21 protein-coding genes are annotated in these 21,973 nt (G+C 72.7%); 12 read left to right on the top strand and 9 right to left on the bottom strand.

Going from position 1 to position 21,973, the window contains the following annotated elements; all coding sequences use genetic code 11:
- Nucleotides 1–37: 37 nt before the first annotated feature.
- The gene (locus ABEB09_RS11755) at nt 38–532 is read left to right on the top strand and encodes a MarR family winged helix-turn-helix transcriptional regulator (protein WP_345689840.1); all 495 of its coding nucleotides are present in this window, start codon (nt 38–40) and stop codon (nt 530–532) included.
- A gap of 19 nt (nt 533–551) precedes the next feature.
- Here the strand turns inward: ABEB09_RS11755 and ABEB09_RS11750 are convergent, their stop codons facing one another.
- Both ABEB09_RS11750 and ABEB09_RS11745 read right to left on the bottom strand, forming a co-directional pair.
- Entirely contained in the window at nt 552–743 is a 192-nt protein-coding gene (locus ABEB09_RS11750; RefSeq protein ID WP_345689839.1) for a ferredoxin, read from the bottom strand.
- A 13-nt stretch (nt 744–756) separates the two neighbouring features.
- Nucleotides 757–1,959, bottom strand: coding sequence for a cytochrome P450 (locus ABEB09_RS11745; protein ID WP_345689838.1), 1,203 nt, complete (start codon nt 1,957–1,959; stop codon nt 757–759).
- A gap of 83 nt (nt 1,960–2,042) precedes the next feature.
- Between ABEB09_RS11745 and ABEB09_RS11740 the strand changes: the two genes are divergently transcribed.
- Nucleotides 2,043–2,543 (top strand): GNAT family N-acetyltransferase, encoded by a 501-nt coding sequence (locus ABEB09_RS11740; RefSeq protein WP_345689837.1) that lies wholly within the window; start codon nt 2,043–2,045, stop codon nt 2,541–2,543.
- A 43-nt stretch (nt 2,544–2,586) separates the two neighbouring features.
- Here the strand turns inward: ABEB09_RS11740 and ABEB09_RS11735 are convergent, their stop codons facing one another.
- The 5 genes from ABEB09_RS11735 to ABEB09_RS11715 all read right to left on the bottom strand — a co-directional run bounded on the left by ABEB09_RS11735 (nt 2,587) and on the right by ABEB09_RS11715 (nt 6,669).
- Nucleotides 2,587–3,345, bottom strand: coding sequence for a succinate dehydrogenase iron-sulfur subunit (locus ABEB09_RS11735; RefSeq protein WP_345689836.1), 759 nt, complete (start codon nt 3,343–3,345; stop codon nt 2,587–2,589).
- A complete protein-coding gene (gene sdhA / locus ABEB09_RS11730) occupies nt 3,345–5,099 on the bottom strand; it encodes a succinate dehydrogenase flavoprotein subunit (RefSeq protein ID WP_345689835.1) in 1,755 nt (584 codons plus the stop codon). The genes ABEB09_RS11735 and sdhA overlap by 1 nt, the downstream gene beginning before the upstream one ends.
- 24 nt (nt 5,100–5,123) lie before the next feature.
- Entirely contained in the window at nt 5,124–5,603 is a 480-nt protein-coding gene (locus ABEB09_RS11725; RefSeq protein WP_345689834.1) for a succinate dehydrogenase hydrophobic membrane anchor subunit, read from the bottom strand.
- An 8-nt stretch (nt 5,604–5,611) separates the two neighbouring features.
- Nucleotides 5,612–5,992: a succinate dehydrogenase, cytochrome b556 subunit gene (gene sdhC, locus ABEB09_RS11720; RefSeq protein WP_345689833.1), complete on the bottom strand. Its 381-nt coding sequence runs from the start codon at nt 5,990–5,992 to the stop codon at nt 5,612–5,614.
- 146 nt (nt 5,993–6,138) lie between these two features.
- Nucleotides 6,139–6,669: a 2-oxo-4-hydroxy-4-carboxy-5-ureidoimidazoline decarboxylase gene (locus tag ABEB09_RS11715; RefSeq protein ID WP_380842445.1), complete on the bottom strand. Its 531-nt coding sequence runs from the start codon at nt 6,667–6,669 to the stop codon at nt 6,139–6,141.
- 320 nt (nt 6,670–6,989) lie between these two features.
- Here ABEB09_RS11715 and ABEB09_RS11710 point away from each other — a divergent pair, with 320 nt between their 5' ends.
- On the top strand, nt 6,990–8,564 hold the full coding sequence (locus ABEB09_RS11710) for a beta-N-acetylhexosaminidase (RefSeq protein ID WP_345689831.1): 1,575 nt from the start codon (nt 6,990–6,992) through the stop codon (nt 8,562–8,564).
- A 191-nt stretch (nt 8,565–8,755) separates the two neighbouring features.
- Nucleotides 8,756–9,337, top strand: a complete 582-nt coding sequence (locus ABEB09_RS11705; protein WP_345689830.1) for a hypothetical protein — start codon at nt 8,756–8,758, stop codon at nt 9,335–9,337.
- 35 nt (nt 9,338–9,372) lie between these two features.
- Here ABEB09_RS11705 and ABEB09_RS11700 read toward each other — a convergent pair whose 3' ends face one another.
- The gene (locus ABEB09_RS11700; protein ID WP_345689829.1) at nt 9,373–11,298 is read right to left on the bottom strand and encodes a hypothetical protein; all 1,926 of its coding nucleotides are present in this window, start codon (nt 11,296–11,298) and stop codon (nt 9,373–9,375) included.
- A gap of 224 nt (nt 11,299–11,522) precedes the next feature.
- Between ABEB09_RS11700 and ABEB09_RS11695 the strand changes: the two genes are divergently transcribed.
- The 4 genes from ABEB09_RS11695 to ABEB09_RS11680 all read left to right on the top strand — a co-directional run bounded on the left by ABEB09_RS11695 (nt 11,523) and on the right by ABEB09_RS11680 (nt 17,077).
- Nucleotides 11,523–15,566: a polymorphic toxin-type HINT domain-containing protein gene (locus ABEB09_RS11695; protein WP_345689828.1), complete on the top strand. Its 4,044-nt coding sequence runs from the start codon at nt 11,523–11,525 to the stop codon at nt 15,564–15,566.
- Complete coding sequence (locus tag ABEB09_RS11690) at nt 15,532–15,912, top strand: hypothetical protein (RefSeq protein ID WP_345689827.1); 381 nt, start codon at nt 15,532–15,534, stop codon at nt 15,910–15,912. Before ABEB09_RS11695 ends, ABEB09_RS11690 begins: the two co-directional genes overlap by 35 nt.
- A gap of 98 nt (nt 15,913–16,010) precedes the next feature.
- Nucleotides 16,011–16,832: a helix-turn-helix domain-containing protein gene (locus ABEB09_RS11685; protein ID WP_345689826.1), complete on the top strand. Its 822-nt coding sequence runs from the start codon at nt 16,011–16,013 to the stop codon at nt 16,830–16,832.
- Complete coding sequence (locus ABEB09_RS11680; RefSeq protein WP_345689825.1) at nt 16,829–17,077, top strand: DUF397 domain-containing protein; 249 nt, start codon at nt 16,829–16,831, stop codon at nt 17,075–17,077. Before ABEB09_RS11685 ends, ABEB09_RS11680 begins: the two co-directional genes overlap by 4 nt.
- A 28-nt stretch (nt 17,078–17,105) precedes the next feature.
- On the opposite strand, the gene ABEB09_RS11675 is transcribed toward ABEB09_RS11680, so the two are convergent.
- Nucleotides 17,106–18,644 (bottom strand): peptidoglycan recognition protein family protein, encoded by a 1,539-nt coding sequence (locus ABEB09_RS11675; protein ID WP_345689823.1) that lies wholly within the window; start codon nt 18,642–18,644, stop codon nt 17,106–17,108.
- Between the two features lie 165 nt (nt 18,645–18,809).
- On the opposite strand from ABEB09_RS11675, the gene ABEB09_RS11670 reads away from it, so the two are divergent.
- The 4 genes from ABEB09_RS11670 to ABEB09_RS11655 all read left to right on the top strand — a co-directional run bounded on the left by ABEB09_RS11670 (nt 18,810) and on the right by ABEB09_RS11655 (nt 21,962).
- Entirely contained in the window at nt 18,810–19,370 is a 561-nt protein-coding gene (locus tag ABEB09_RS11670) for an RNA polymerase sigma factor (protein WP_345689821.1), read from the top strand.
- Nucleotides 19,367–19,924 carry a hypothetical protein gene (locus ABEB09_RS11665; RefSeq protein WP_345689819.1) on the top strand — a complete coding sequence of 186 codons (558 nt, stop codon included), beginning with the start codon at nt 19,367–19,369 and terminating at the stop codon, nt 19,922–19,924. The genes ABEB09_RS11670 and ABEB09_RS11665 overlap by 4 nt, the downstream gene beginning before the upstream one ends.
- A 260-nt stretch (nt 19,925–20,184) precedes the next feature.
- The gene (locus ABEB09_RS11660) at nt 20,185–20,847 is read left to right on the top strand and encodes an RNA polymerase sigma factor (RefSeq protein WP_345693916.1); all 663 of its coding nucleotides are present in this window, start codon (nt 20,185–20,187) and stop codon (nt 20,845–20,847) included.
- Nucleotides 20,847–21,962 carry a hypothetical protein gene (locus tag ABEB09_RS11655; RefSeq protein ID WP_345689817.1) on the top strand — a complete coding sequence of 372 codons (1,116 nt, stop codon included), beginning with the start codon at nt 20,847–20,849 and terminating at the stop codon, nt 21,960–21,962. Before ABEB09_RS11660 ends, ABEB09_RS11655 begins: the two co-directional genes overlap by 1 nt.
- Nucleotides 21,963–21,973 lie beyond the last annotated feature (11 nt).

The raw sequence follows: 21,973 nt of genomic DNA, 5'->3' as shown, positions 1-21,973 counted from the left end.
ATTCGTCAACGAAATACTCTGGGGTTAGGATCTTCCCATGGCCGAACGCGACTGGACCGACGAGCACGTGGCGCGCTGGCTGCCCGTCCTGCCCGAACTCGACCCGGACGTCGAGGGCGCGGTCACCCGGATGGCGCGGATCACCGTGCACCTGCGGCGGTTCCGCGAGCAGTCGCTGGCCGATTTCGAGCTGGAGCGCCACGAGTTCGAGACCCTGCACAAGCTGGCCGGCCGGGGCGGGACGGCGGCGCCCTCCGAACTCGCCGAGGACCTGAACCTCGCCCCCGCGTCCGTCACGGGGCGGCTCGACGCGCTCGAACGGCGCGGCCTGGTCCGGCGCACGCCCTCGCGGGCGGACCGCCGGCGCGTGATCGTCGAACTCACCCCCGAGGGGCGTGCCGGGTGGCGGGGCGCGATGGAGGTCCTGGGCCACGAGGAGTACCGCCTCCTGGGAACGCTCTCCCAGGAGGACCGCGTCCTCCTCAACACCTTGCTGCGCCGCATCGCTCTGGCGGCGGAACAGGCCCCCTGACGGCGCGCCGCCGCCGGCGTCAGTCCGTCAGCCGCACCGCCTGGACCGGGCACGCCCGGGCGGCCTCCCGGACGAGAGGGCTGCCCGCGCCGTCCTCGTGGCCGGGCACCACCGTCCCGAACCCGTCGTCGTCCTGCGTGAACACCTCAGGAGCCGTCAGCGCGCACTGTCCCGCGCCGATGCACACACCACTGTCGATCGAGATCCGCATACCCACCATCTCCTCACCAGGCGACCGGCAACTCCACCATCCCCTGCAGCGTGTCGCCCGGTTTGAAGGGAATTTCCTCCGCGGGCACCGCCAGCCGCAGCCCCGGCAGCCGTGCGAACAGGGTCCCCAGCGCGATCTCCAGCTCCGCGCGCGCCAGGTTCTGCCCCAGGCACTGGTGGATGCCGAAGCCGAACGCCACGTGGTGGCGGGCGGAGCGGCCCCAGTCGAGGGCGTCGGGGTCCGCGTACGCGGCCGTGTCCCGGTTGATCACCGACGTCGGGAAGACGACCCCCTCACCCGCCCGGATCGTCGTCCCCGCGATCTCGATGTCGTCGATCGCGACCCGCAGCATGCCGTCCGCGATGGACAGGAACCTCAGCAGCTCCTCCACGGCCCGCGGCATGAGCGTCGGGTCGGTCCGCAGCTCCGCCAGCCGCTCCGGGTGTTGGAGGAGCGTGAACGTCCCCAGCGAGATCATGTTGGCCGTCGTCTCGTGCCCGGCGACCAGCAGGATCATCGCCAGGTCGATCAGCTCCTGCCGGTCGATGCGGCCCGTCGCGTACTGCTCCACGACGAGCTGGTCGAGCAGCCCGTCACCGGGGTCGGCCCGCTTGGCGTCGGCCAGGTCGCCCAGGTAGCCCTGCAGCCGGTCCAGCGCCGCCCGGATCTCCTCGGCCTTCCGGCCGCGCAGCAGCACCCGCGACTGCTCCTCGAAGAACTCGTGGTCGGCGTACGGCACACCGAGCAGTTCGCAGATCACCATCGACGGCACCGGCAGCGCGAACGCGCTCACCAGCTCGGCCGGCGGGCCCTGCTCGACCATCGCGTCCAGCAGGCCGTCCACGATCTGCTGGATCCTCGGCCGCAGGTCGGCGGTGCGCTTCAGCGAGAAGGACGGGATCAGCATCCGCCGCTGCACGTTGTGCACCGGGTCGTCCTGGCCCAGCAGCACGGTCCGCGGCTGGTCCCGGATGACCTCGGCGGCGCGTGCCGTGGGCACGGGGAACGACTCGTGGGTGGAGTCCGTGGAGAGCCGCTGGTCCGCGAGGAGGTCGCGGGCGACGGCGTGCCCGGTGACCATCCACACCGTCCGGCCGTCGTAGAGGGTGGCCCGCGCGAGCGGACGCTCGCCGCGGAGGGGGTCGTAGGCGGTCGGCGGGTGGTAGGGGCAGGTGCGGTCCTGAGGGAAGGAGACGACTTCCGTGGATTCCGTCATGTCTCCACTACATGCCCTGTGCAGCTACCCGGTCTACGCGCAGAACCGGCCAAACTGACGGCGACGTTGGGTAGCCTCCCCGCATGCCATTCGATCTTCAGCCCTCCCTCACCGGAGACCTCGTCGCCGTCCGCCCGCTGCGCGAGGACGACTTCGCACCGCTCTACGCCGTGGCGTCGGATCCGCTGATATGGGAGCAGCACCCCAACCAGGACCGGTACGAGGAGGAGGTGTTCCGGGCGTTCTTCCGCGACGGGGTGGACTCCGGCGGCGCCCTCGCCGTACTGGACGCGGCGGACGGCCGGATCATCGGCACGTCCCGCTACGGCGGCTACGACCCGGAGGCGGACGAGGTCGAGATCGGCTGGACCTTCCTCGCCCGGTCGCACTGGGGCGGCACGTACAACCGCGAGCTGAAGGACATGATGCTGCGGCACGCGTTCCGGTTCGTCGGCTCCGTCGCCTTCCTCGTCGGCCCGGACAACCTCCGCTCGCGGCGGGCCGTCGAGAAGATCGGCGGGCTGCTCTCGGGCACGCGGGACGGCATGGTGCTCTACCGGATCGCCGCCGGCGCCTACGCGTAGGGCCCGCCTCCCCGGAGGGAGACGGGCCCCGGCGCGGGACGGGTCAGTAGCGGCGCGTGATCAGCGCTCGCTTGACCTCCTGGATCGCCTTCGTGACCTCGATACCACGCGGGCAGGCGTCCGTGCAGTTGAACGTGGTGCGGCAGCGCCACACACCGTCCTTGTCGTTGAGGATCTCCAGGCGCTGCTCGCCCGCCTCGTCACGGCTGTCGAAGATGAAGCGGTGCGCGTTCACGATCGCGGCCGGGCCGAAGTACTGGCCGTCGTTCCAGAACACCGGGCACGACGAGGTGCAGGCGGCGCAGAGGATGCACTTCGTCGTGTCGTCGAAGCGCTCCCGGTCCTCCGCCGTCTGCAGGCGCTCACGCGTCGGCTCGTTGCCGGACGTGATGAGGAACGGCATGACGTCCCGGTACGCCTGGAAGAACGGCTCCATGTCCACGACCAGGTCCTTGAGGACCGTCATGCCCTTGATGGGCTCGACCGTGATCGGCTTGTCCGGGTTGATGTCCTTGATCAGCGTCTTGCAGGCGAGCCTGTTCTTGCCGTTGATCCGCATCGCGTCGGAGCCGCAGATGCCGTGGGCGCAGGAGCGGCGGAAGGTCAGCGAGCCGTCGACATCCCACTTGATCTTGTGGAGACCGTCGAGGACACGCTCCTTCGGGTCGATCTCGACCTGGAAGTCCTGCCACTGGGCCTCGTCGGAGACCTCCGGGTTGAACCGGCGGATCCGGAAGGTGACCGTGATGTACGGGGAGGCGGCGGCCGTCGCGTCCGCCTTCTCCAGGGTCGGGGTAGCCATCAGTACTTACGCTCCATCGGCTGGTAGCGGGTCTGGACGACCGGCTTGTAGTCGAGACGGACGGTCTCGGTGCCGTCGTCGCCGACCTCGCGGTACGCCATGGTGTGGCGCATGAAGTTGACGTCGTCGCGGTTCGGGTAGTCCTCGCGGTAGTGACCGCCGCGGGACTCCTTGCGGGCCAGCGCGGAGACGGCCATGACCTCGGCCAGGTCGAGCAGGTTGCCCAGCTCGATGGCCTCCAGCAGGTCGGTGTTGAACCGCTTGCCCTTGTCCTGGATCGCGACGTTCTTGTAGCGCTCGCGCAGCTCGGCGATCTTCTCGACCGCGGTCTTGATCGTCTGCTCCGTGCGGAACACCATCACGTTGGCGTCCATCGTCTCCTGGAGCTCACGGCGCAGCTCGGCGACCCGCTCGTTGCCCGTGGAGTTGCGCAGCCGCTCGACCTGCTCCTCGACGAGCGCGGCCGGGTTCTCCGGCAGCTCGACGTAGTCGTGCTCGGCCGAGTACTCGGCGGCGGCGATGCCGGCGCGGCGGCCGAACACGTTGATGTCCAGCAGCGAGTTGGTGCCCAGGCGGTTGGCGCCGTGGACGGAGACGCAGGCGACCTCGCCGGCGGCGTACAGACCCGGGACGACGGTGGTGTTGTCCGCCAGGACCTCACCCTCGACGTTCGTCGGGATGCCGCCCATCGCGTAGTGCGCGGTCGGCTGGATCGGGATCGGGTCCGTGTACGGCTCGATGCCGAGGTACGTACGGGCGAACTCGGTGATGTCCGGGAGCTTGGCGTCCAGCTGCTCCGGCGGCAGGTGCGTCAGGTCGAGGAAGACGTGGTCGCCCTCGGGACCGCAGCCGCGGCCCTCGCGGATCTCCGTGTAGATGGAGCGCGAGACGACGTCGCGCGAGGCGAGGTCCTTCATGACGGGCGCGTACTTCTCCATGAAGCGCTCGCCGTCCTTGTTGCGGAGGATGCCGCCCTCGCCGCGGGCGCCCTCGGTGAGGAGGATGCCCATGCGCCAGATGCCCGTCGGGTGGAACTGGAAGAACTCCATGTCCTCCAGCGGCAGACCGCGCCGGTAGACGGCGGCCTGGCCGTCACCGGTGAGGGTGTGCGCGTTCGACGTCACCTTGAAGAACTTGCCGCAGCCGCCCGAGGCGTAGATGACGGCCTTCGCCTGGAAGATGTGGATCTCGCCGGTGGCCAGCTCGTAGGCGACCACACCGGCGGACTTCTTGACGCCGTTCTCCTCCGTGATCAGCTGGTCGAGGACGTAGAACTCGTTGAAGAACTCCACGCCCTCCTTGACGCAGTTCTGGTACAGCGTCTGGAGGATCATGTGGCCGGTGCGGTCCGCGGCGTAGCAGGACCGGCGGACCGGGGCCTCGCCGTGGTTGCGGCTGTGACCGCCGAAGCGGCGCTGGTCGATGGTGCCGTCCGGGGTCCGGTTGAACGGCAGACCCATCTTCTCCAGGTCGAGGACGGCGTCGATGGCCTCCTTCGCCAGGATCTCGGCGGCGTCCTGGTCGACCAGGTAGTCACCGCCCTTGACCGTGTCGAAGGTGTGCCACTCCCAGTTGTCCTCCTCCACGTTGGCCAGCGCGGCGGCCATGCCGCCCTGCGCGGCGCCCGTGTGGGAGCGGGTCGGGTAGAGCTTCGTCAGCACGGCGGTACGGCTGCGCTTCGTCGCCTCGATGGCGGCGCGCATGCCCGCGCCACCGGCGCCGACGATGACGGTGTCGTACTTGTGGATCTTCATGAGTGGATTACCTCAGCCCCGTGCCTAGCGGATGTTCGGGTCGAAGGTGAAGATCACCAGCGTGCCCAGAAGGATGGTGAACACCGTGGCGGTGTACAGCAGGCCCTTGAGCCACAGGCGCGTGTTCGGGCGCTCGGCGTAGTCGTTGATGACGGTACGCAGGCCGTTCGCGCCGTGCAGCATGGCCAGCCACAGCATCAGCAGGTCCCAGACCTGCCAGAACGGGGACGCCCAGCGGCCGGCCACGAAGGCGAAGCCGATCTTGGAGACGCCGCCGTCCAGCACGAGCTGGATCAGCAGGTGGCCGATGACGAGGACGACGAGCACGATGCCCGAGAGGCGCATGAAGAGCCACGCGGCCATCTCGAAGTTGCCGCGGGTCGAGCGCGGGGTCTTCTTGGTCCGCTTGCGGGGCGGCTCGATGAGCGGGGCCGGGTTGTCGACGTCGTACAGGCTCACGCCCTCGACGGGGCTCACGGCGGCCTTGGTGAGGTCAGCAGACATGTGTGGCGTCAGCTCCCGAACAGTTCACGTGCGGCGTGGCCGAGGACGGGGTAGATGGCGCCCGCCATCAGCACGATCCACAGGCCCATCACGGTCCAGAGCATGTGCTTCTGGTAGCGGGGGCCCTTGGACCAGAAGTCCACGGCGATGACGCGAAGGCCGTTGAGCGCGTGGAAGAGGATGGCGGCGACGAGGCCGTACTCCAGCAGCGCGACGATCGGCGTCTTGTACGTCGCCACGACGTCGTCGTAGGCCTCGGGCGAGACGCGGACGAGAGCGGTGTCCAGTACGTGTACGAACAGGAAGAAGAAGATGAGGACGCCGGTGACTCGATGAGCCACCCACGACCACATGCCTTCCCGGCCGCGGTACAGCGTTCCAGCCGGCACGGAAAAACCCTCCGGGAGCGGGATTGGGGTCGGCCGGCTTCTCTGTCGGTCGGACCCGGCCGGGTACGGTCCACCGGCCCCGGTCATGGTAGCGACGACTTGTCGGTTCCCTCGCGCGGGGTCCATAGGTGTGATCAAACAGGCAATCAAACTGCCACGGTCGGGCTATCCGCGACTCCCGAATCGTCCACCTTCCCCATAAGCCGGGCAAGTCGGGCGCGGGCGAGACGGCGGAGTTCGTCGGCGGCGACGGCCCGCTCCTCGTCCGGTTCGTTCCCGAGCCGGGCCCGGATGCCCCCGAGCACCTGATCGACGTGCTCGTCCGGCCGGAACCCGTCGAGGCAGATCACGAACGCGTGCCCGAACCGCCCCTCGTACGCGTCGTGCGCGGCCCGCAGCGCGGTGTGGGCCGCCGTGGAGGTGCCGGGCGGCAGCGCGGGGGCGGCCTCGTCACCCAGGGCCTCGTCCAGGTCGGCGCCCGACAGGTCGTACCCCGCCTCGTCGGCGGCGGCCAGCAGGGCGTCGAGCGCCGGGTACGGGCGGTGCGCGGCGACCCGCTGCGCCCAGCGGCGGCTGCCGCAGCAGGCCAGCAGAGAGGTTTCCGCCGCCTCGGCGGGTGCGGCGTTGAACATCACCAGGGCGTCCAGGGGGCGGGGCCCGCGGTTCTGGACCGGTATGGCGGCGGTGGCGCTGAAGGTCTTCGGAGTTCCGGAGGCGGATTCGCTGGACAGCGTGGGCTCCTCGAACGGGTCAGCGGTTTGCGGAAGGTGTGCGAAGGATGTGAGGGAAGGTGCACGACGTTACCGAGGGTGAGCAAGCTCGGTTCGAAGGCTTTCCGGATTTCACTCGGAAGGCAGAGTTTCGAGCCGGTGAATAGACGCACCCGAGCCCGAACCGGGCCCTGGGAGGTAGGCGCGTGGAGATACGAGAGAGACGACCCCGCCGGCACCGTGCCGGTTCCACTGGGGGCTTCGCTGCGCTGTACCGCCGTTCCGCCGTGGGCTTCACGGCCGGAGCGTTCCTGTTGCTCCTCGCCGGGTGCGGCTCCGACGGCGCCCCCGCGCCCACCCCGGCCGCGCCCACTCCCAGCGTCAGTCCACGCCCCAGCCCCACCCCGACGCCCACGCCCACCCGGACCCACCCCCTCTCCACCACCCCCCGCACCATCCCCGCCGTCCGTGACCACACCCCCGCGCGGGGCCCCGGCTGGCGCCCCACGAAGACCAGCGCCGTCGTCACCGCCCCCGGCAGCGCCGCGCTGGACGACGAGGCCCGCCTCCTCGCCCGCGAACTGAAGCTCACCCACCGTTCGGCCGCCGGGGCCCGCGAGGGCGACATCGAGCTGGCCCTGAACCGCGGCCAAGCCGGCGGCCCCGAGTCGTACACGATCACCACCACCGCCGGCCGCGTCCGCATCACCGCCCCGGACGAGGCCGGCGCGTTCTACGGCACCCGTACCGTCAAGCAGGCGCTCCGCTCGGGCGGCTCCGTGCCCGAGGGTGTCGTCCGGGACCGCCCGGCCCGCCCTCAGCGCGGCCTCATGGTCGACATCGCCCGCAAGCACTTCACCGCCGCCTGGCTGGAGGCGCGGCTGCGCGAGATGGCCGACCTGAAGCTCAACCAGCTGGGCCTGCACTTCTCCAACGACCAGGCCTTCCGTATCGAGTCGTCGACCCACCCCGAAGTGGTGGCGCGACAGCACCTCACCAAGGCCGAGGTGCGCCGCATCCTGGCCCTCGCCCGGTCCCTGCACATCACGGTCGTGCCCGAGATCGACTCGCCCGGCCACCTGGGCGCCGTCCTGGCCGCCCACCCCGCACTGCGGCTGCGCAACGCGCGCGGCACGGTGGCGCAGGGCGCGATCGACATCGCGAACCCGGCGTCGGCGCGGCTGGTCGACGAGCTGCTGCGCGAGTACGCGGCGCTGTTCCCGGGCGCGTACTTCCACATCGGCGCCGACGAGTACCGGGCACTGATGGCGGAGAACCCCGAGGCCTCGTACCCGGGTCTGGCGGCCGAGGCCCGCCGGAAGTACGGCTCCGGAGCCCGCGTCCAGGACCTGGCGACGGGCTGGCTCAACGACCGCGCGGCCGTGGTGCGGGCCGCGGGCAAGCGCCCCAAGGCGTGGAACGACGGGTTCTTCCGTGGCGGCGTGGTGGCGGCCGACAAGGGCGTCGAGGTGGAGTACTGGACCGGCAGGGAGCTGGGCGCGCGGCAGCCGGACGAGTACCTGCGCGAGGGCCGCAAGGTGGTCAACGTCAACGACGCGTACCTCTATTACGTGCTCGGTCAGCCGAACCGGTTCACGTACCCCACCGGCCGCGCGATCTACGAGGAGTGGACGCCGCTCGTCCTGCGCGGCTCACGGGCGGTCCCGGCGCGTTATTCCGGCCAGATCCTGGGTGGCCGGTTCGCGATCTGGTGCGACCGGGCGAACGCCCAGACCCAGGACCAGGTGGCGCGCGGCATCCGGCTGCCGCTGCGGGCGCTGGCGCAGAAGGTGTGGGACCCCCGCAAACCGTCCCTCGCCTGGGCCGACTTCAGGAACCTGGCGAACACCCTGGAACGGTGAGGAAGAACGCGCGCGGGCCCGCCCGGGGGTGAAGCGGGCCCGCAGCGCGGGTCTGATGTGCGCAGAATGTAACAGAACTTGGGGGAACTTGTGTACGTCTCGCTCAGTGGATAGTTCAGGACACGGCAAGTGATGTTTTTCCGCCAGGCGGCGCAGTAAGGGGAGTACCGCGACCGCGACGGGAGACGTCCATGAGTCCGAGCACGACCCCGAGCCTGGTGGAACTGATGGAGCGGGCCGACGAGCGGGGGCTGGCCGCCTCGGCGCTTGCCTGCCTGGACCGCTGCCTGCCCCTGCTGGCCCCGGAGGCCGCCGAGCCGCTGCGGCCCCTGTGGGTCGGCGTGGCGCGCGGCGGTCAGGACTGGGCCGGGCGCCTCGAAGAGGCCAGGGCCGCGGCCGAGGCCGGCGCGTCGGCTCCGGCCGACGACGAGTCGGCCGCGCTCGTACGCAAGATGCTGGGCGCCGCGCCCGCCGAGTGGGCGGCCGGGCCGCTGCGCGACTGGGCGGACGTGTGCTCGCTGGCCGCGCTGGAGATCCACCACCGGCTGTGCGCCGCGCCGTCGCCGGACCTCGCGGAGGTCCTCGACCGGTGCCGGCGCGGCGAGCCCGAGGGCGTCGGCCCGCTGGCCGCCGGCGAACTGCGCCGCCAGGTGCGGGTCCTGGAGATCCTGGCGGACGGGGCCACGCTGGGGCTCCGGCGCGCGCTGGACCTCTCGGCGGAGGGCAGCCGCATCCTGCAGGCGGTCGTCTCCCGCCGCGCCCGCACGTCGTAGCGGCGGCGCTGCGCCGCCGCCCCGCGCCGCACCCCTCAGAACAGCACCAACACCACCAACCCCCACACCACCGACCCCACCACCACCAGGGGTCCCAACGGCATGCCCTGCTGCCCGGCGTGGGCGTCCTCCGCCGGCCGCAGGTCCGGCCGATGCGCCAGCGCCCGGACCTCCTCGGCGACCCGCTCCCCGTACGGCTCGCGGCCCAGCCGTCGCTCCAGCCACGCCCACCCGACCGGCGACAGGTCGATCTCCGAGTCCTTCACGCGGCTCACGTGGATCCCGTCCTGGCCGTGCCGGACCTCCAGGACCCGGTCCCACGGCACGTGCCGCACCCGCCAGCCCCCGGCGATCCACAGCCCGTCGCGGTCGGCGGTGACCCGCCAGTTGAGCGCCGTGGACACGGCCGTCACCAGCCACGGCAGGCCCACCACCAGCAGCAGCCAGTGCCACGAGAAGCCGTCGTCGAGGACGGCCCACATCCCGCCGCCCTGCACCAGCAGCAGGACCAGCCCCACCACGCGGGACCAGCCGTGCGCCGACCACACCCGGGGCTCCGCACCCGGCACCATCCCGGCGGCGACCGCCTCCACGGACCGGCGCGCGGTGCGGCGAGGTGCTGTGCGCCCGGGCGTCGCGGGCCGGACCCGCGTCACGCTGCACTCGACGGAGACCTCGTCCGCCTCCTCGTCGTCCCGTGCGGTGAAGACGACCTCGGCGCCGGCGTACGGCAGGCCGTACAGGACGGCCTCGCGCAGCGGCTCCGGAGGCGCCTCTCCCTTGAGGATGGCCGCGACCTCGTCGAACGCCTTCGCGGCGCCCTCCGCGTTCTCCTCTTCCTCGTCCTCTTCGTCCTCGTCCTCGTCCTCGTCCTCGTCCTCGTCCTCTTCGTCCTCGTCGTCCTCGAACGAGTACAGGGAGTGGAAGTGCAGCAGCGGACGCTCGCCCTTCAGGTCGTCCGCCGCGTACACCCACGTACGCCCGTCCTCGTCGTCCTCGCGCACCAGCACCCGCAGCACCGGCAGCGGCCCGCGCCGCAGCCGCTGCGAACGCGTCCGCCCGTCCACGCCGTTCGCCAGGAACGCCAGGCCCACCACGGACCCGGCCAGCGCGAGCATCTCCCAGTCGGTGATGTCGTACGGCTCGGCCACCAGCCGCACCCAGTCGCCTTCGGCGAGCACGTCGACCCGGGCGCCCACGGGGAAGTCCTCCGGGTACGCGGTCTCGACGGTGCGCGTGCCGTGCCGCTCCACGGCCAGCGTGAGGACGGTGACCTCGTCGTCGTTCTCCTCGGCCTTCGTGACCTCGGCCGTGACGGGCGTGAGCCGGGCCGCCCGCTCCTCGTACGCGTCGACGACGCCCTGTGCCTGGACGATCCCGAACCCGCCGGCCGCCAGCGCCAGCGCGCCGAGCACCATCGACACCCGCCCGCGCCGGAACGACCGGGCCGCCTCCGGCAGCGGGTGCACCGTCCGCCCCGCCGCCTCCTGGGCCAGCGCCCGCTGCCGCGCGGCCGCGGCGATCCGGTGCGCCAGGGTGGCCGCCGCGTACCCGACGGCGATCAGCAGGGCCAGGTACGCGGGCTGGGCCAGCACCTCCGAGAACCCGCCGTCCAGCGCGGTGCCCGCGACCAGCAGGCCGAGCCCGGCCAGCGCGAGCCGGGGCTGCCGCCAGAGCCAGTAGCAGGTCAGCACGGCCAGCACGGCGGCGCCGAGGCCCGGCCAGTCCACCGCGCACGGCTCGGCGGCCGTGCAGGGCGCGGCGGGCTCCATCCCCAGGGACCACACCGCGGTCACCACCAGTGCCAGCAGCGCGAACAGCGGGTGTGCCCACCGCGCGGGCACGGCGGAGAGCCAGCGCCCCGCGTCGGCGGACCGCCAGGCGGCGGTGCCGGGCGGTATCTCCTCGGCGGGCAGAGGTACGGGAAGGTTCGTCACCCGCGCATTATCACCGTCGATCATCGCGGGCCCCACGGAGTACAGTGCGCCCCTTGAAGGGGAGGTCACCACATGGCCTGAAAGTCTCTTGCCCACAAGGCAGTTGACGTGATTTCACCCGCCTCTGTCAGGTGTCGGACCGGCACGTGACCTTGTGGGGGGACTGGGAGGACATCGCCGTTCCTTCCCGTTCCGTGCGACTCGCCCCTTCCTCGTCCAGATGTCGACGTCAGAAGTGAGTCACTTCGTTGATACGCATTCCGAACCGGGGCGCGACGAGACGGGGCGGGCGGCTGAAGCAGGCCGCGCGTGCCCTGTGCCCGTCCGTGCTGCCGCTGGTGGTCCTGACCACCCTCCTCGCCCCCGCCGCCCCCGCCGCCGCGCTCGCCCCGACGGCGGTCGCCACCACCGCCGAGACCACGCCCGTCACCCCCGCCGAGCGCGGCCGGGTCGTGGCGATGTGGAAGAAGGGCGGGCCCGGCGTCAAGGCCGCCGCCGAGGCCGCCCTCGGCGGGACCGACGCGGACGTACGCGCGTTCCTCGCCGTGGCGGGCGCCCGCATGGCCGACGACGACCGGGTCACCGCCGGCCGGCTGATCAGCATGGGTGGCCGGGCCACCGGCGCCGCGGCCCGCGCCGCCCTGGCCGGGGACCCGGACGACCTGGTCAAGTTCCTCACCTTCGGCTGGCAGGCCCCGCTCCAGGAGGACGAGCGGGTCTGGACCGCCCAGATCATGGCGGCCGGCGGCCGTGCCGTGAAGGCGGCGGGCAACGCCGCCCTGAGCGGCACGCCCGATGACGTACGGAAGTTCCTCAACGCCGGCCAGTACGTGGCCCGCGAGGAGGACGAGCGCTTCCAGGTCCTCCAGATCATGAGCACCGGCGGCACCAACGTCCGGGCCGCCGGGGACATCGCGCTGAGCGGAACCGCCGACGACGTACGGGAGTTCCTGCAGGTCGGCCAGTTCGTCGCCCGCTCCCGCGACCAGGAGCGCGCCACCGTCGCCCAGCTCGCGGCACAGGCCAAGGAGGCGGGCGCCCAGGCGGCCGCCCAGACGGCCGCCGCCAAGGAGGCGTCGGCGCGCGCCATCCAGGCGGCCGCCGCCGCCAAGGAGGCCGCCGAGAAGGCCGCCGCGGAGAGCGCCGCGGCCGGCCAGGACTCGAAGCTCGCCGCCACCAAGGCCGCCGAGGCGGCCGCCGCCGCCAACGGCGCCGCCAAGGCCGCCCAGCAGGCCATCGACGCGGCCAGCGCGGCCAACAACTCGGCCCGCCTCGCCGCGAACGCCGCCGCCCAGGCCGCCTCCGCCGCCGCGGGCGCCGCCCAGGCCGCGTCCCGCGCCCGCCACGCCGCCGCGGCCGCCGCCACCGACGCCGCCCAGGCCCAGAAGGCCCGCGAGGCCGCCCAGGCCGCGAACGCCGCGGCCGACGCCGCCGACAAGGGCGCCGACGCCGCCAACCAGGCGAGCGTCGCGGCGACCGCCGCCGGCGTCGCCGCCAAGGAGGCCATCAGCGCCACGGGCAACGCCAACGCCGCGGCCAACGCGGCGATCACGGCCAGCAACTACGCCGACCAGAGCGACGCCCGCGCCGCCGAGGCCCGCGCCGCCGCCGCCTCCGCCCGCCGCCACGCGGACGAGGCCAACCGCGCCGCCAACGCCGCCGTCGCCCTCGCCAACAAGGCGGCGGCAGCGGCGGCCGACTCCCGCGACGCCGCCCGCTCCGCCGCGACCCACGCCCGCAACGCCGCGACGGCCGCCAACCAGGCCGCCGACAGCGCCGTGGACGCCAGCACCGCCGCCGCCAAGGCGACCGAGCACGCGAACGCCGCGCAGGAGGCCGCCAACGTCGCGACCGCCGCGTCCACCAGGGCGAAGACCACCTTCGACATCGCCCGCGAGGTCGAGGCGGCCCAGCTGCTCGCCCGCACCAACGCGGGCATCGCCCGCGCCCGTGACCTCAAGGAGGCCGACGACAAGCGCGAGGCCACCCGGGCACAGGACGTCCAGCAGGCCAAGGACCGGCTCGCGCAGGCCCAGCAGCTCGCCCAGGAGGCCAACGCCCCCGGCGCCGACACGGCGACCGTGCTCGCCAAGGGCCGCGCCCTGGCCGTCCTCGTCATGAAGGACGGCGGGCCGTGGAGCCGGGCCGCCGCCGAGGCCGCCCTGCGCGGCACGGACGACGCGATGCTCGCGTACGTCCGCACCCGCTGGAAGGAGGCCGGTCAGGAGGACGAGCGGACCCTCGTCGAGCGCACCGCTCTCGACAACCCGATCAAGCCGGTCCGCACGGCGGCCGAGACCGCCCTCCAGGGTGACGCCGCCACCATCACCACGTTCCTCACCACCGGCCAGTACCAGGCGGCCGCCGAGGAGCTGCGCGTCGAGGTCACCCGCGTCATGAACGAGGGCGGCCCCGGCGTCCGCGCGGCCGGCAGCGCCGCCCTGGACGCCGCCACGACCGACGCCTACCGCGCGTTCCTCGCCACGGGCCAGCACTCCGCCCGCGAGGACGACGAACGCGTCGTCGCCGGCAGCCTCATCAACACGGGCGGCCCCGAGGTCCAGGCCGCGGCCCGGATCGCCGTCGAGGGCCCGCGCCACGAGCTGCACGCGTTCGTCACGTCCGGGCAGCACACCGCCAAGCGCAAGGACCTGCTGGCGGCCACGCACATCTCCCAGGTCTCCCAGCTGATCTCCGAAGCGGCGTCCGTCGCGGCGACCGCCCAGATGAACGCGGCCGAGGCCGCCCGGGTCGCCGCTCTCGCCCGCCAGGCCTCCGAAGACGCGGCGTACTACGCCCAGCAGGCCTCCACCCACGCGACGACCGCGCAGAACCACGCGGACGCGGCGAAGAAGTCCGCCCTGGAGGCCGAGGCCTCGGCGGCGGCCGCCGCCCAGTCCGCGAAGACCGCCCGCGCCGCCGCGGCCGACGCCGAACGCGCCGCCCGCAACGCCGCCCGCTCGGCGTCCGACGCCTCCATGTCGGCGGAGACGGCCCGCAACTACGCGGCCAGCGCCTGGGTCGCGGCCGACCAGGCCCGCGCCTCGGCCATCGCCGCGGGCAAGGACGCCGCCCTGGCCGAACAGGCGGCCCTCGACGCCTTCAAGACCGCCGTCGCGAAGATCAGGGCCGAGGAGGAGGCCCGCCGCAAGGAACTCGCCGCCGCCAAGGAGGCGGCCGCGAACGACCCCGGGGCCATCGCCCGCGAGCAGTACCGCTGCCCGTACTTCGGCTGCGAGGCCTACGACAACCCCAGCCGCTGGTGCCAGCACAACGAGGTGATGTGCGAGATCCTGCTCGCCGCACCCGCGTGGGAGGCCGCGGCGAAGCAGCTGTGGGAGCTGGAGAAGGACCTCATCGGCATCGGCCAGCTGGAGGACTGCGCCGAGAAGTACGACCTCGAAGCGTGCGCCCAGCTCATGCAGGACGTCATCTTCCGCTCCAAGATGGGGCTGCTGACCAGGTCGTACGACGCGCTGATGAACCTGCGGCGCGGCTGCAGCCAGTGCTTCCTGCCCGGCACCGAGGTGCTGATGGGCGACGGCACGTCCACCAAGAACATCGAGGACGTCAGGCCCGGCGAGCAGGTCCTCGCCACGGACCCCGTCACCGGTACGACGGGCCCGCGCAAGGTCACCCACCTCATCGTCACCGAGCACGACAAGGTCTTCAACGAGCTGTCCGTCGCCACCCGCGACGGCACGCGGAAGCTCACCGCGACCCACGACCACCCGTTCTGGGTCACGAAGAAGGACGCCTGGGTCAAGGCGAGCGCCCTCGAGCCCGGTGACGCGCTGCTGACCACCGGCAAGTCCACGGCCCAGGTCGTCGCCAACCGCCTCTACACCCGGCACGCCCGCACCTACAACCTGACCGTCGACGACCTCCACACCTACTACGTGCTGGCGGGCCGCACCCCGGTCCTCGTCCACAACGCCGAGTGCGACCACATCGCCCTCGGCAAGGAGAGCACCGACACCAACCCCATGGCCCTGGACGAGTTCGCCATGGAACGCGGCGCGCTCAGCTACAAGGAATGGCCGGGCAGCAAGATCTGGTACCGGCAGGTGGAGGAGTATCTCTCCGCCTCCTCCACCACCAGGATCTCCGTCAACCTGGACGGCATCCCCGACCCGAAGTCCTACGCGGCCACGGGAGCGACGATCGACCCGGGCAGCGCCACGCAGGGCTTCACCCGCTGGGAGATGTACAAGATCTCGCAATCGCCGCACGCCTGGAGCAGGATCACCTTCTACCGTGACGGAAAGGTGGTGCCCAATCCCTTCGCATGACGCCGACCCGGTCCTGTTCCGCTCCGACCGCACCTTCCGGGTGTGGCAGTACGGCGTGGGCCACTCGCAGCTGCTCCTGCGAGCCGGACCGGAACCCCTGGAACTGCTCTTCGAGGGCGTCCACGCCCTTCAGCTGATCACCCGTTACGAGGGCATCGAGATCCGCCTCGCCGAGCACGAGGAGGCGGAACGGATGCTCGACTACGCCGGGCTGAAGGCCCCCTGGCGGGAGCGCCGCCTCCCGCTCGCCCTGCACTCGGCGACCGGAACGGGCTTCGTCGTCTGCGCCCGGGCCAAGGCCCTGCGCGGCGAGGACCGTGAGGTGATCTGGAGCAGCAGGCCGTAGGCCACGGGCCCCGCACCCGTACAGCGCTCGTACGCTGAGTGACTGTACGGGTGCGGGGAGTGGACGGTACGCGTCGCACCCTGTGAACATGACGGGGTATGGCAGACAGCACGGAACCCGAACCGTCCGACAGTCTCAAGACCTTCGGCGCCGTCCTCCAGGCCTTCCGCGAGCGCGCGGGCCTCACTCAGGAAGCGCTGGCCCTGAAGATGCGGTACTCGCCGAGCCTGGTCGCCTCGGTGGAGCAGGGCAGAAGGCTCCCGTCGCCGGAGTTCGTCGAACGCGCGGAGCAGGCACTGGACGCGTTCGGGGTACTGCGGAAGGCGGCCAAGAGCCTGGCCAGGAAGCCGGGGTTGGCGTCGTGGTTCCGGCGGTGGGCGCACCTGGAGGCGCAGGCGATCGCGCTGGACACGTACGAACCGCGCGTCGTGCCAGGTCTGTTGCAGACGAAGGCCTACGCGAAGGTCCTCTTCGAAGGTGAGGTGCCGCCGCTCAGCGACGAAGAGATCGAGGTCAAGCTGGCCGCTCGACTCGAACGGCAGCGACTGCTCTGGGAGCGCCCCAACACCCAGTTCAGCTTCATTCTGGAAGAGCATCTGTTCCACCACCAGGTTGGTGGGCCTGAGGTCACGCGTGAGCTGATCGACCACATCCTTGAGGTCATGGAGCTGAGGAACGTTCAGGTCCAGATCATGCCGCTCAGCCGGGGGCTCCACGCAGGCCTGAACGGCCCACTTCAGTTGGCTGAGACCCCGGATCACCAGTGGCTCGCGTACTGCGAGGGGCAGGAGCACGGCCAGTTCATCACCGACATGAAAACGATCAGTGTGCTCCAAAGGCGCTATGGGAAACTTCGGGCGCAGGCTCTTACCCCCGAGGACTCCAAGGGTCTGCTGTCGCGACTGCGAGGAGCGCTATGAGCACCACCATAGAACTGGCCTGGTTCAAGAGCAGCTACAGCACTGGTTCGGGTGACAGCTGCGTCGAAGTCGCCCTCTCCTGGCACAAGTCGAGCTACAGCGGCGGTGACGGCGACGACTGCGTCGAGGTCGCCGCCTGCCCCACCACCGTCCACGTCCGTGACTCCAAGGTGCCGGAGGGGCCGCAGCTCGCGCTGAGCCCCTCCAGCTGGACCGCGTTCGTGACGTACGCCGTGGCTCGCTGAGCCACATCGCACCGCGGTGTGCGGCCGGTTACTTCGCGGCGTACGCGGAACCGGCCGCCGCCGTACGGATCGTCGGCAGCTCGGAGTACAGGTTTGCCCCCGGGCAGAGCGTGGCGTAACCGTCGCGGTGGCCCGAGACGGTGTTGAGCGTGGCCGACTGGCCGGCCTTCCACACGCCCGTGTCGGCAGCGGCGACCAGCGTGACCTTCGCCGTCGGGCTCACGCCGTACAGGCCCAGCTTCCACGCCGCGATGTCGGCGATGGCCTTCTTGGCGGCGGCCGTCGGGGTGCCGCCGTTCTCGTAGTCGCCGATGAGCGCGATGCCCGACGAGTACGAGTTGAAGCCGTACGTGTGGGCGCCCTGGACGGGGCGGGCGACGCCGCCCGCGCGGCCCTCGTAGACCGTGCCGCACTTGTCGACGAGGAAGTTGTAGCCGAGGTCGTTCCAGCCCTGCGTCTTCACGTGGTACGTGAGGAGCGAGCGGATGATCGCGGGGGCTTCCGCGCAGGTGTAGTCGTTCGCGCCGGTCGTGTGGTGCACGAACACCGCGTCGACCTTCTTGATGTACGACGGCGGGTCCGCGACCAGGGACTCGTCCGCTCCCCACTGGGCGCGTGCCACGACCGTCGGCTGCGGGCTCGCGGTCGGCGACGGGCCGCTGGTCGCCGTGGGGCTCGGGGTCGGGGTGGCCGACTGCGTGGGGGAGGGCGTCGGGGTGGGGGTGGGGGTCGGCGTGGCGGACGGCTCGGCCGTGGGCGACGGCGTACCCGACGGCTCGTCGGTCGCGGTGGCCGTCGGGGTCGGGCTCGGCTCCTGTGACGTGCCGTCCGTCGGCGAGGCCGTGGCGGTGGCGGTTGCAGTCACGGACGGCTCGGCCGCCGACGGAGTGGGGGTCGGGGTGGGAGTCTGGGTCGGCGGCGGGGCCGAAGGGCTCGGCGTGACGGGTGCCGGTGTCGTCGACGGCGCCGAGGACGGCGACGGCGTCGGGGACGCGGGCGTGGACGCCGTGGCGGACGGCTTCGCCATGTAGAACGGCTCGCCCGGGTCGATGAAGTCGATGCGCAGGCCCTTCGGTACGGACCTCTCGCCGTCCGCGGCGACGACGCGGACCTCGACGCCGTCCGAACGGCCCACCCACAGCGGCTCGGAGGCGCCGCGCGCGCCGGACGTGCCCTCGGCCGTCTCGGGGGCGCGCGTCTCGAAGTCGAGGTCCCGCCAGGCGGACCAGGTGCCGGTCGTGGCGCTGCGGGTGCGGACCTGGGCGGTGCCGTCGAAGGTGTCGGCGCCGTCGGTCCAGGAGACGCCGAGCATCGAGTACGCCTTCGTCTCCGTGCGCGGCAGGGTCCGCTTGCGCGGGTCCTCGCCGTCGAGGGCCAGGACGTGGGCCTGCGCGACCGGCCGGCTCCGGTCGTCCGGCGCGGCGGTCACGGGCGCGTTCCCCTCGGGCGCGCCGGCGACGGCCGCGACCGCGATGCCGGCGCCGCCCACCGCGACGGCGGCCACGGCGAGCCAGGCCTTCCGTCGTCCGTTCGTACGCCGCCGTGCGCCCCTGACTCTCGGGCTCATGTCCCCCACCTTTTGCTCCTGTGGCTGCTGTTGTCGGTGCGTCCAGAGGTAGACACGCGAGGCGGGTGAACCGTTGTACGGCGTCGTGCGGCGTCCTGCGGCGTCGTGCGGCGGAGAAAAGCCCACGGCTGTGACACTTCCGGCCGTTCGTACGCAGGCTCAGACATGGGGGGAAACGACGCGGAGTTGGGCGCGGCCGTCGCACGGGCCCAGCTGGGGGACGAGGACGGCTTCGCACGGGCGTACCGCATGGTCCAGCCGGGACTTCTGGGGTACTTACGGGGGCTCGTCGGCGAGGACGCCGAGGACGTGGCCGCCGACGCGTGGCTGGAGATCGCGCGGGACCTGGGGCGGTTCCGGGGGGACGGACAGGGGTTCCGCGGCTGGGCCGCGACCATCGCCCGGCACCGCGCGCTGGACCACCTGCGCAGGCAGCGCCGAAGACCGCGGACGGCGGCCATCGAGCCGCACGTGCTGGAACTGCCGGACGGCCAGGACACGGCGGCCACCGCGCTGGAGTCGCTGTCGACGCAGCAGGCGCTCGCGCTGATCCGCGGCTTGCCCCGCGACCAGGCGGAGGCGGTGCTGCTGCGGGTCGTCGTGGGGCTGGACGGACCGGCGACGGCGCGGGTGCTGGGCAAGCGGGCGGGGGCGGTGCGCACGGCCGCGTACCGGGGGCTGAGGAGACTCGCCGGACGACTGGGACAGGGCGGAGCGACGACATGAGACGGGCACGGCGGCCGGTGGAGGCGTGGGCGGCATCGGTGCGGGGCGCGGGCGGGATCGACCCGGAGGCCGAGGCGAGGGCCCGGGCGGCGTTCCGGGAGGCGCGCGACGCGGGACTGCACACCGCGCGCCGGACCCGCCGCCGGGACGACTGGCGGCCGCGTACGGGCCGGGGCGGGGGAGCGGTGCGGGCGGCGGCGCTCGGGCTCGCGGCGACGGTGCTCCTCGGCGGGGTCGCGGCGGCGGAGCCGGACCGGGGGGCGCGGGCGCGGCGGTCGGCGGCTCCACCCGCGGCGGTGATCGCGGCCGCGCCGGTGTTGACGGCGTCGCCGTCCGCGGCTCCGGGCCGGGACGGGGATCGACCGCCGGCGGTCCACGGCGGCGGCGCGGCCACGCCCGGGAAGACGACCGCGAAGCCGGTGAAGGACACCGAGGCGGCGAAGCGGGCGAAGGGTCACAAGGCGGAGAAGCCCGGCAAGGAGCGGAAGGGGCCCGGCGCCGGGCGCAAGGGCGGCGCCCCGGCGAAGATGCCGGTCAAGGCGCGGAAGCCGTGACAATCGGGGCCGTTCCGGAGGACGACCGGGGCCGCCACCCCCCACAGGAGAGGCCCCGGCCGCCGTCCGCGGGTCCGCAGGACGGGCCCGTACTCCTATCAGCGCCGCGGCTGCGTTTTCTGTCACACCCTCCCTGCGCACCCTGATGTTGCATGTTGTACAAACATGGACGAGATACGGCAGGAGCACGTAGCGTGCCTCTGCGCGCTGGGCGGAGCGGCCCGGGTTGACCGGCCATGGGTGACGAACGGGTTGTGGGAGTGCTGGGGGACGACGCGGAGCTGACCGCCGCAGTGCTCGCGGCACAGGACGGGGACGAGGACGCGTTCCGGACTGTGTACCGCGCCGTACATCCGCGGCTGCTCGGATACATACGCACGCTGGTCGGTGACGCGGACGCCGAGGACGTCGCCTCGGAGTCCTGGCTGCAGATCGCCCGCGACCTCGACAGGTTCAGCGGCGACGCGGACCGCTTCCGGGGCTGGGCCGCGCGCATCGCCCGCAACCGCGCCCTGGACCACCTGCGCATGCGCGGCCGGCGGCCCGCGTCGGGCGGCGACGAGACGGAGCTGACCGACAAGCCCGCCGAGTCCAACACCGCCGAAGAGGCCATGGAGGCGCTGGCCACGAGCCACACCATGAACCTGATCGCCCAGCTGCCCCAGGACCAGGCCGAGGCCGTCATCCTGCGCGTCGTCGTCGGCCTGGACGCCAACACCGCCGCCGAGACCCTCGGCAAGAAGCCCGGCGCCGTCCGCACGGCCGCGCACCGCGGACTGAAGAAGCTCGCCCAGCTGCTCGGCGCCGCGGACAAGGACGGGGCGGCGCTCAGCGCCGTACCGCCCCAGCCCGGACCGCGCGTGACGTCCGTCGCGCGCCCCGGTGTGACGCATTCGCGCTCGCGGACGCAGAAGGAACTGTGATGGCCGACGACCGGAACGCATGGCTGGACCACGAAGCGGCGGAGCGACTGCTGCGTGGTGAGCCGGTCGACGCCACCGACGATTACGCACGGTTGCAGGCCGAGCGCCTGGCGGAGGCGCTGGACGCCGCCCGCACGGCCCACGAGACCGCCGGACCCGCGGGCGAACTGCCCGGCGAGGCGGCGGCACTGGTCGCGTTCCGTGAAGCGCGCGCGGCCCGCGCCTCCGGGGCCGTCGGCACGGCCGGCACGGCCAGGGCCACGGTGGGCTCGGACCTCGGAGCCGTACGGATCGGGTCCCTGCGCCCCGTGCGCTGGGCCCGCCCCGCGCTGTGGGCGCGCCCCGCGCGGTGGGGCCTCGCCGTCTCGCTCGCCGGTCTCGCGGTGGGCGGCGTCGCCGTCGCCTCGGGCACCGGTGTCCTGCCGGCCTTCGGCCCCGAACCGGCCCCGTCCACCTCGGTGTCGGCGCCGGACCAGCTGAGCGACCCGGACGCGCCGACCGTCGCGCCGCCCGGCTCCGCCCTGCCCACGGCGCCCCCGCACCCCGGCCACCCCTCGCCCTCCCTGCCGGGAGCGCAGGTGCCGGCGCCGGGCACGGACGGGCGGGGCTCGCAGGAGCCGGACCGCCCGGGTGACAACGATGGCGACGAGGGTCAGGACAGGAAGCTGACCCAGGCCCCCGACGGCACGTGGCCCACGGCCACCGTCAAGGCCTGCCGCGACTTCCGCGACGGCAAGCTGGACCCCGTGCGCCAGCAGCAGCTCGCGGCCGTCGCCAAGGACGGCGGCGTGAAGAAGTTCTGCGACCAGGTCCTCGCCGGACGCCAGGAGGGCGGCAGCACCGGCAGCACGGGCACCACCGGCGGCGACGGCGGTACGGGTACCGGCTCCGGCGGCAGCGGCACCGGCGGCACGGGCAAGGGCGACGACAGCGGCGACCCCGACGGGGCCACGGGCGGCGGCAAGCAGAAGCCCGGCGGCAAGGGCAAGCCCGACGGCAAGGGCAAGCCGGGAGGCAAGAACTCCGGTGGCAGGGGCGACTCCGCCCCGGCCGTCTCCTGGACCCCCCAGGGCACTCCCGCCCCGGTCGCGGCCCCCGCGGACCTCGCCGTCTGACCGTCCTCGCG

The sequence above is a fragment of the Streptomyces coeruleoprunus genome, assembly GCF_039542925.1.
Taxonomy (GTDB): domain Bacteria; phylum Actinomycetota; class Actinomycetes; order Streptomycetales; family Streptomycetaceae; genus Streptomyces; species Streptomyces coeruleoprunus.
The sequence above is the reverse complement of the archived record's forward strand: the minus strand, read 5'-3'. Positions and strand labels throughout refer to the sequence as shown.

Bases quoted from the DNA above. Each gene is read 5' to 3' on its own strand.
- ABEB09_RS11670 (WP_345689821.1), top strand. From the start codon at position 18,810: ATGGGGGGAAACGACGCGGAGTTGGGCGCGGCCGTCGCACGGGCCCAG.
- ABEB09_RS11750 (WP_345689839.1), bottom strand. From the start codon at position 743: ATGCGGATCTCGATCGACAGTGGTGTGTGCATCGGCGCGGGACAGTGC.
- ABEB09_RS11745 (WP_345689838.1), bottom strand. From the start codon at position 1,959: ATGACGGAATCCACGGAAGTCGTCTCCTTCCCTCAGGACCGCACCTGC.
- ABEB09_RS11680 (WP_345689825.1), top strand. From the start codon at position 16,829: ATGAGCACCACCATAGAACTGGCCTGGTTCAAGAGCAGCTACAGCACT.
- ABEB09_RS11725 (WP_345689834.1), bottom strand. From the start codon at position 5,603: ATGTCTGCTGACCTCACCAAGGCCGCCGTGAGCCCCGTCGAGGGCGTG.
- ABEB09_RS11740 (WP_345689837.1), top strand. From the start codon at position 2,043: ATGCCATTCGATCTTCAGCCCTCCCTCACCGGAGACCTCGTCGCCGTC.
- ABEB09_RS11685 (WP_345689826.1), top strand. From the start codon at position 16,011: ATGGCAGACAGCACGGAACCCGAACCGTCCGACAGTCTCAAGACCTTC.
- sdhA (WP_345689835.1), bottom strand. From the start codon at position 5,099: ATGAAGATCCACAAGTACGACACCGTCATCGTCGGCGCCGGTGGCGCG.
- ABEB09_RS11705 (WP_345689830.1), top strand. From the start codon at position 8,756: ATGAGTCCGAGCACGACCCCGAGCCTGGTGGAACTGATGGAGCGGGCC.
- ABEB09_RS11675 (WP_345689823.1), bottom strand. From the start codon at position 18,644: ATGAGCCCGAGAGTCAGGGGCGCACGGCGGCGTACGAACGGACGACGG.
- ABEB09_RS11755 (WP_345689840.1), top strand. From the start codon at position 38: ATGGCCGAACGCGACTGGACCGACGAGCACGTGGCGCGCTGGCTGCCC.
- ABEB09_RS11665 (WP_345689819.1), top strand. From the start codon at position 19,367: ATGAGACGGGCACGGCGGCCGGTGGAGGCGTGGGCGGCATCGGTGCGG.
- ABEB09_RS11655 (WP_345689817.1), top strand. From the start codon at position 20,847: ATGGCCGACGACCGGAACGCATGGCTGGACCACGAAGCGGCGGAGCGA.
- ABEB09_RS11700 (WP_345689829.1), bottom strand. From the start codon at position 11,298: ATGATCGACGGTGATAATGCGCGGGTGACGAACCTTCCCGTACCTCTG.
- ABEB09_RS11735 (WP_345689836.1), bottom strand. From the start codon at position 3,345: ATGGCTACCCCGACCCTGGAGAAGGCGGACGCGACGGCCGCCGCCTCC.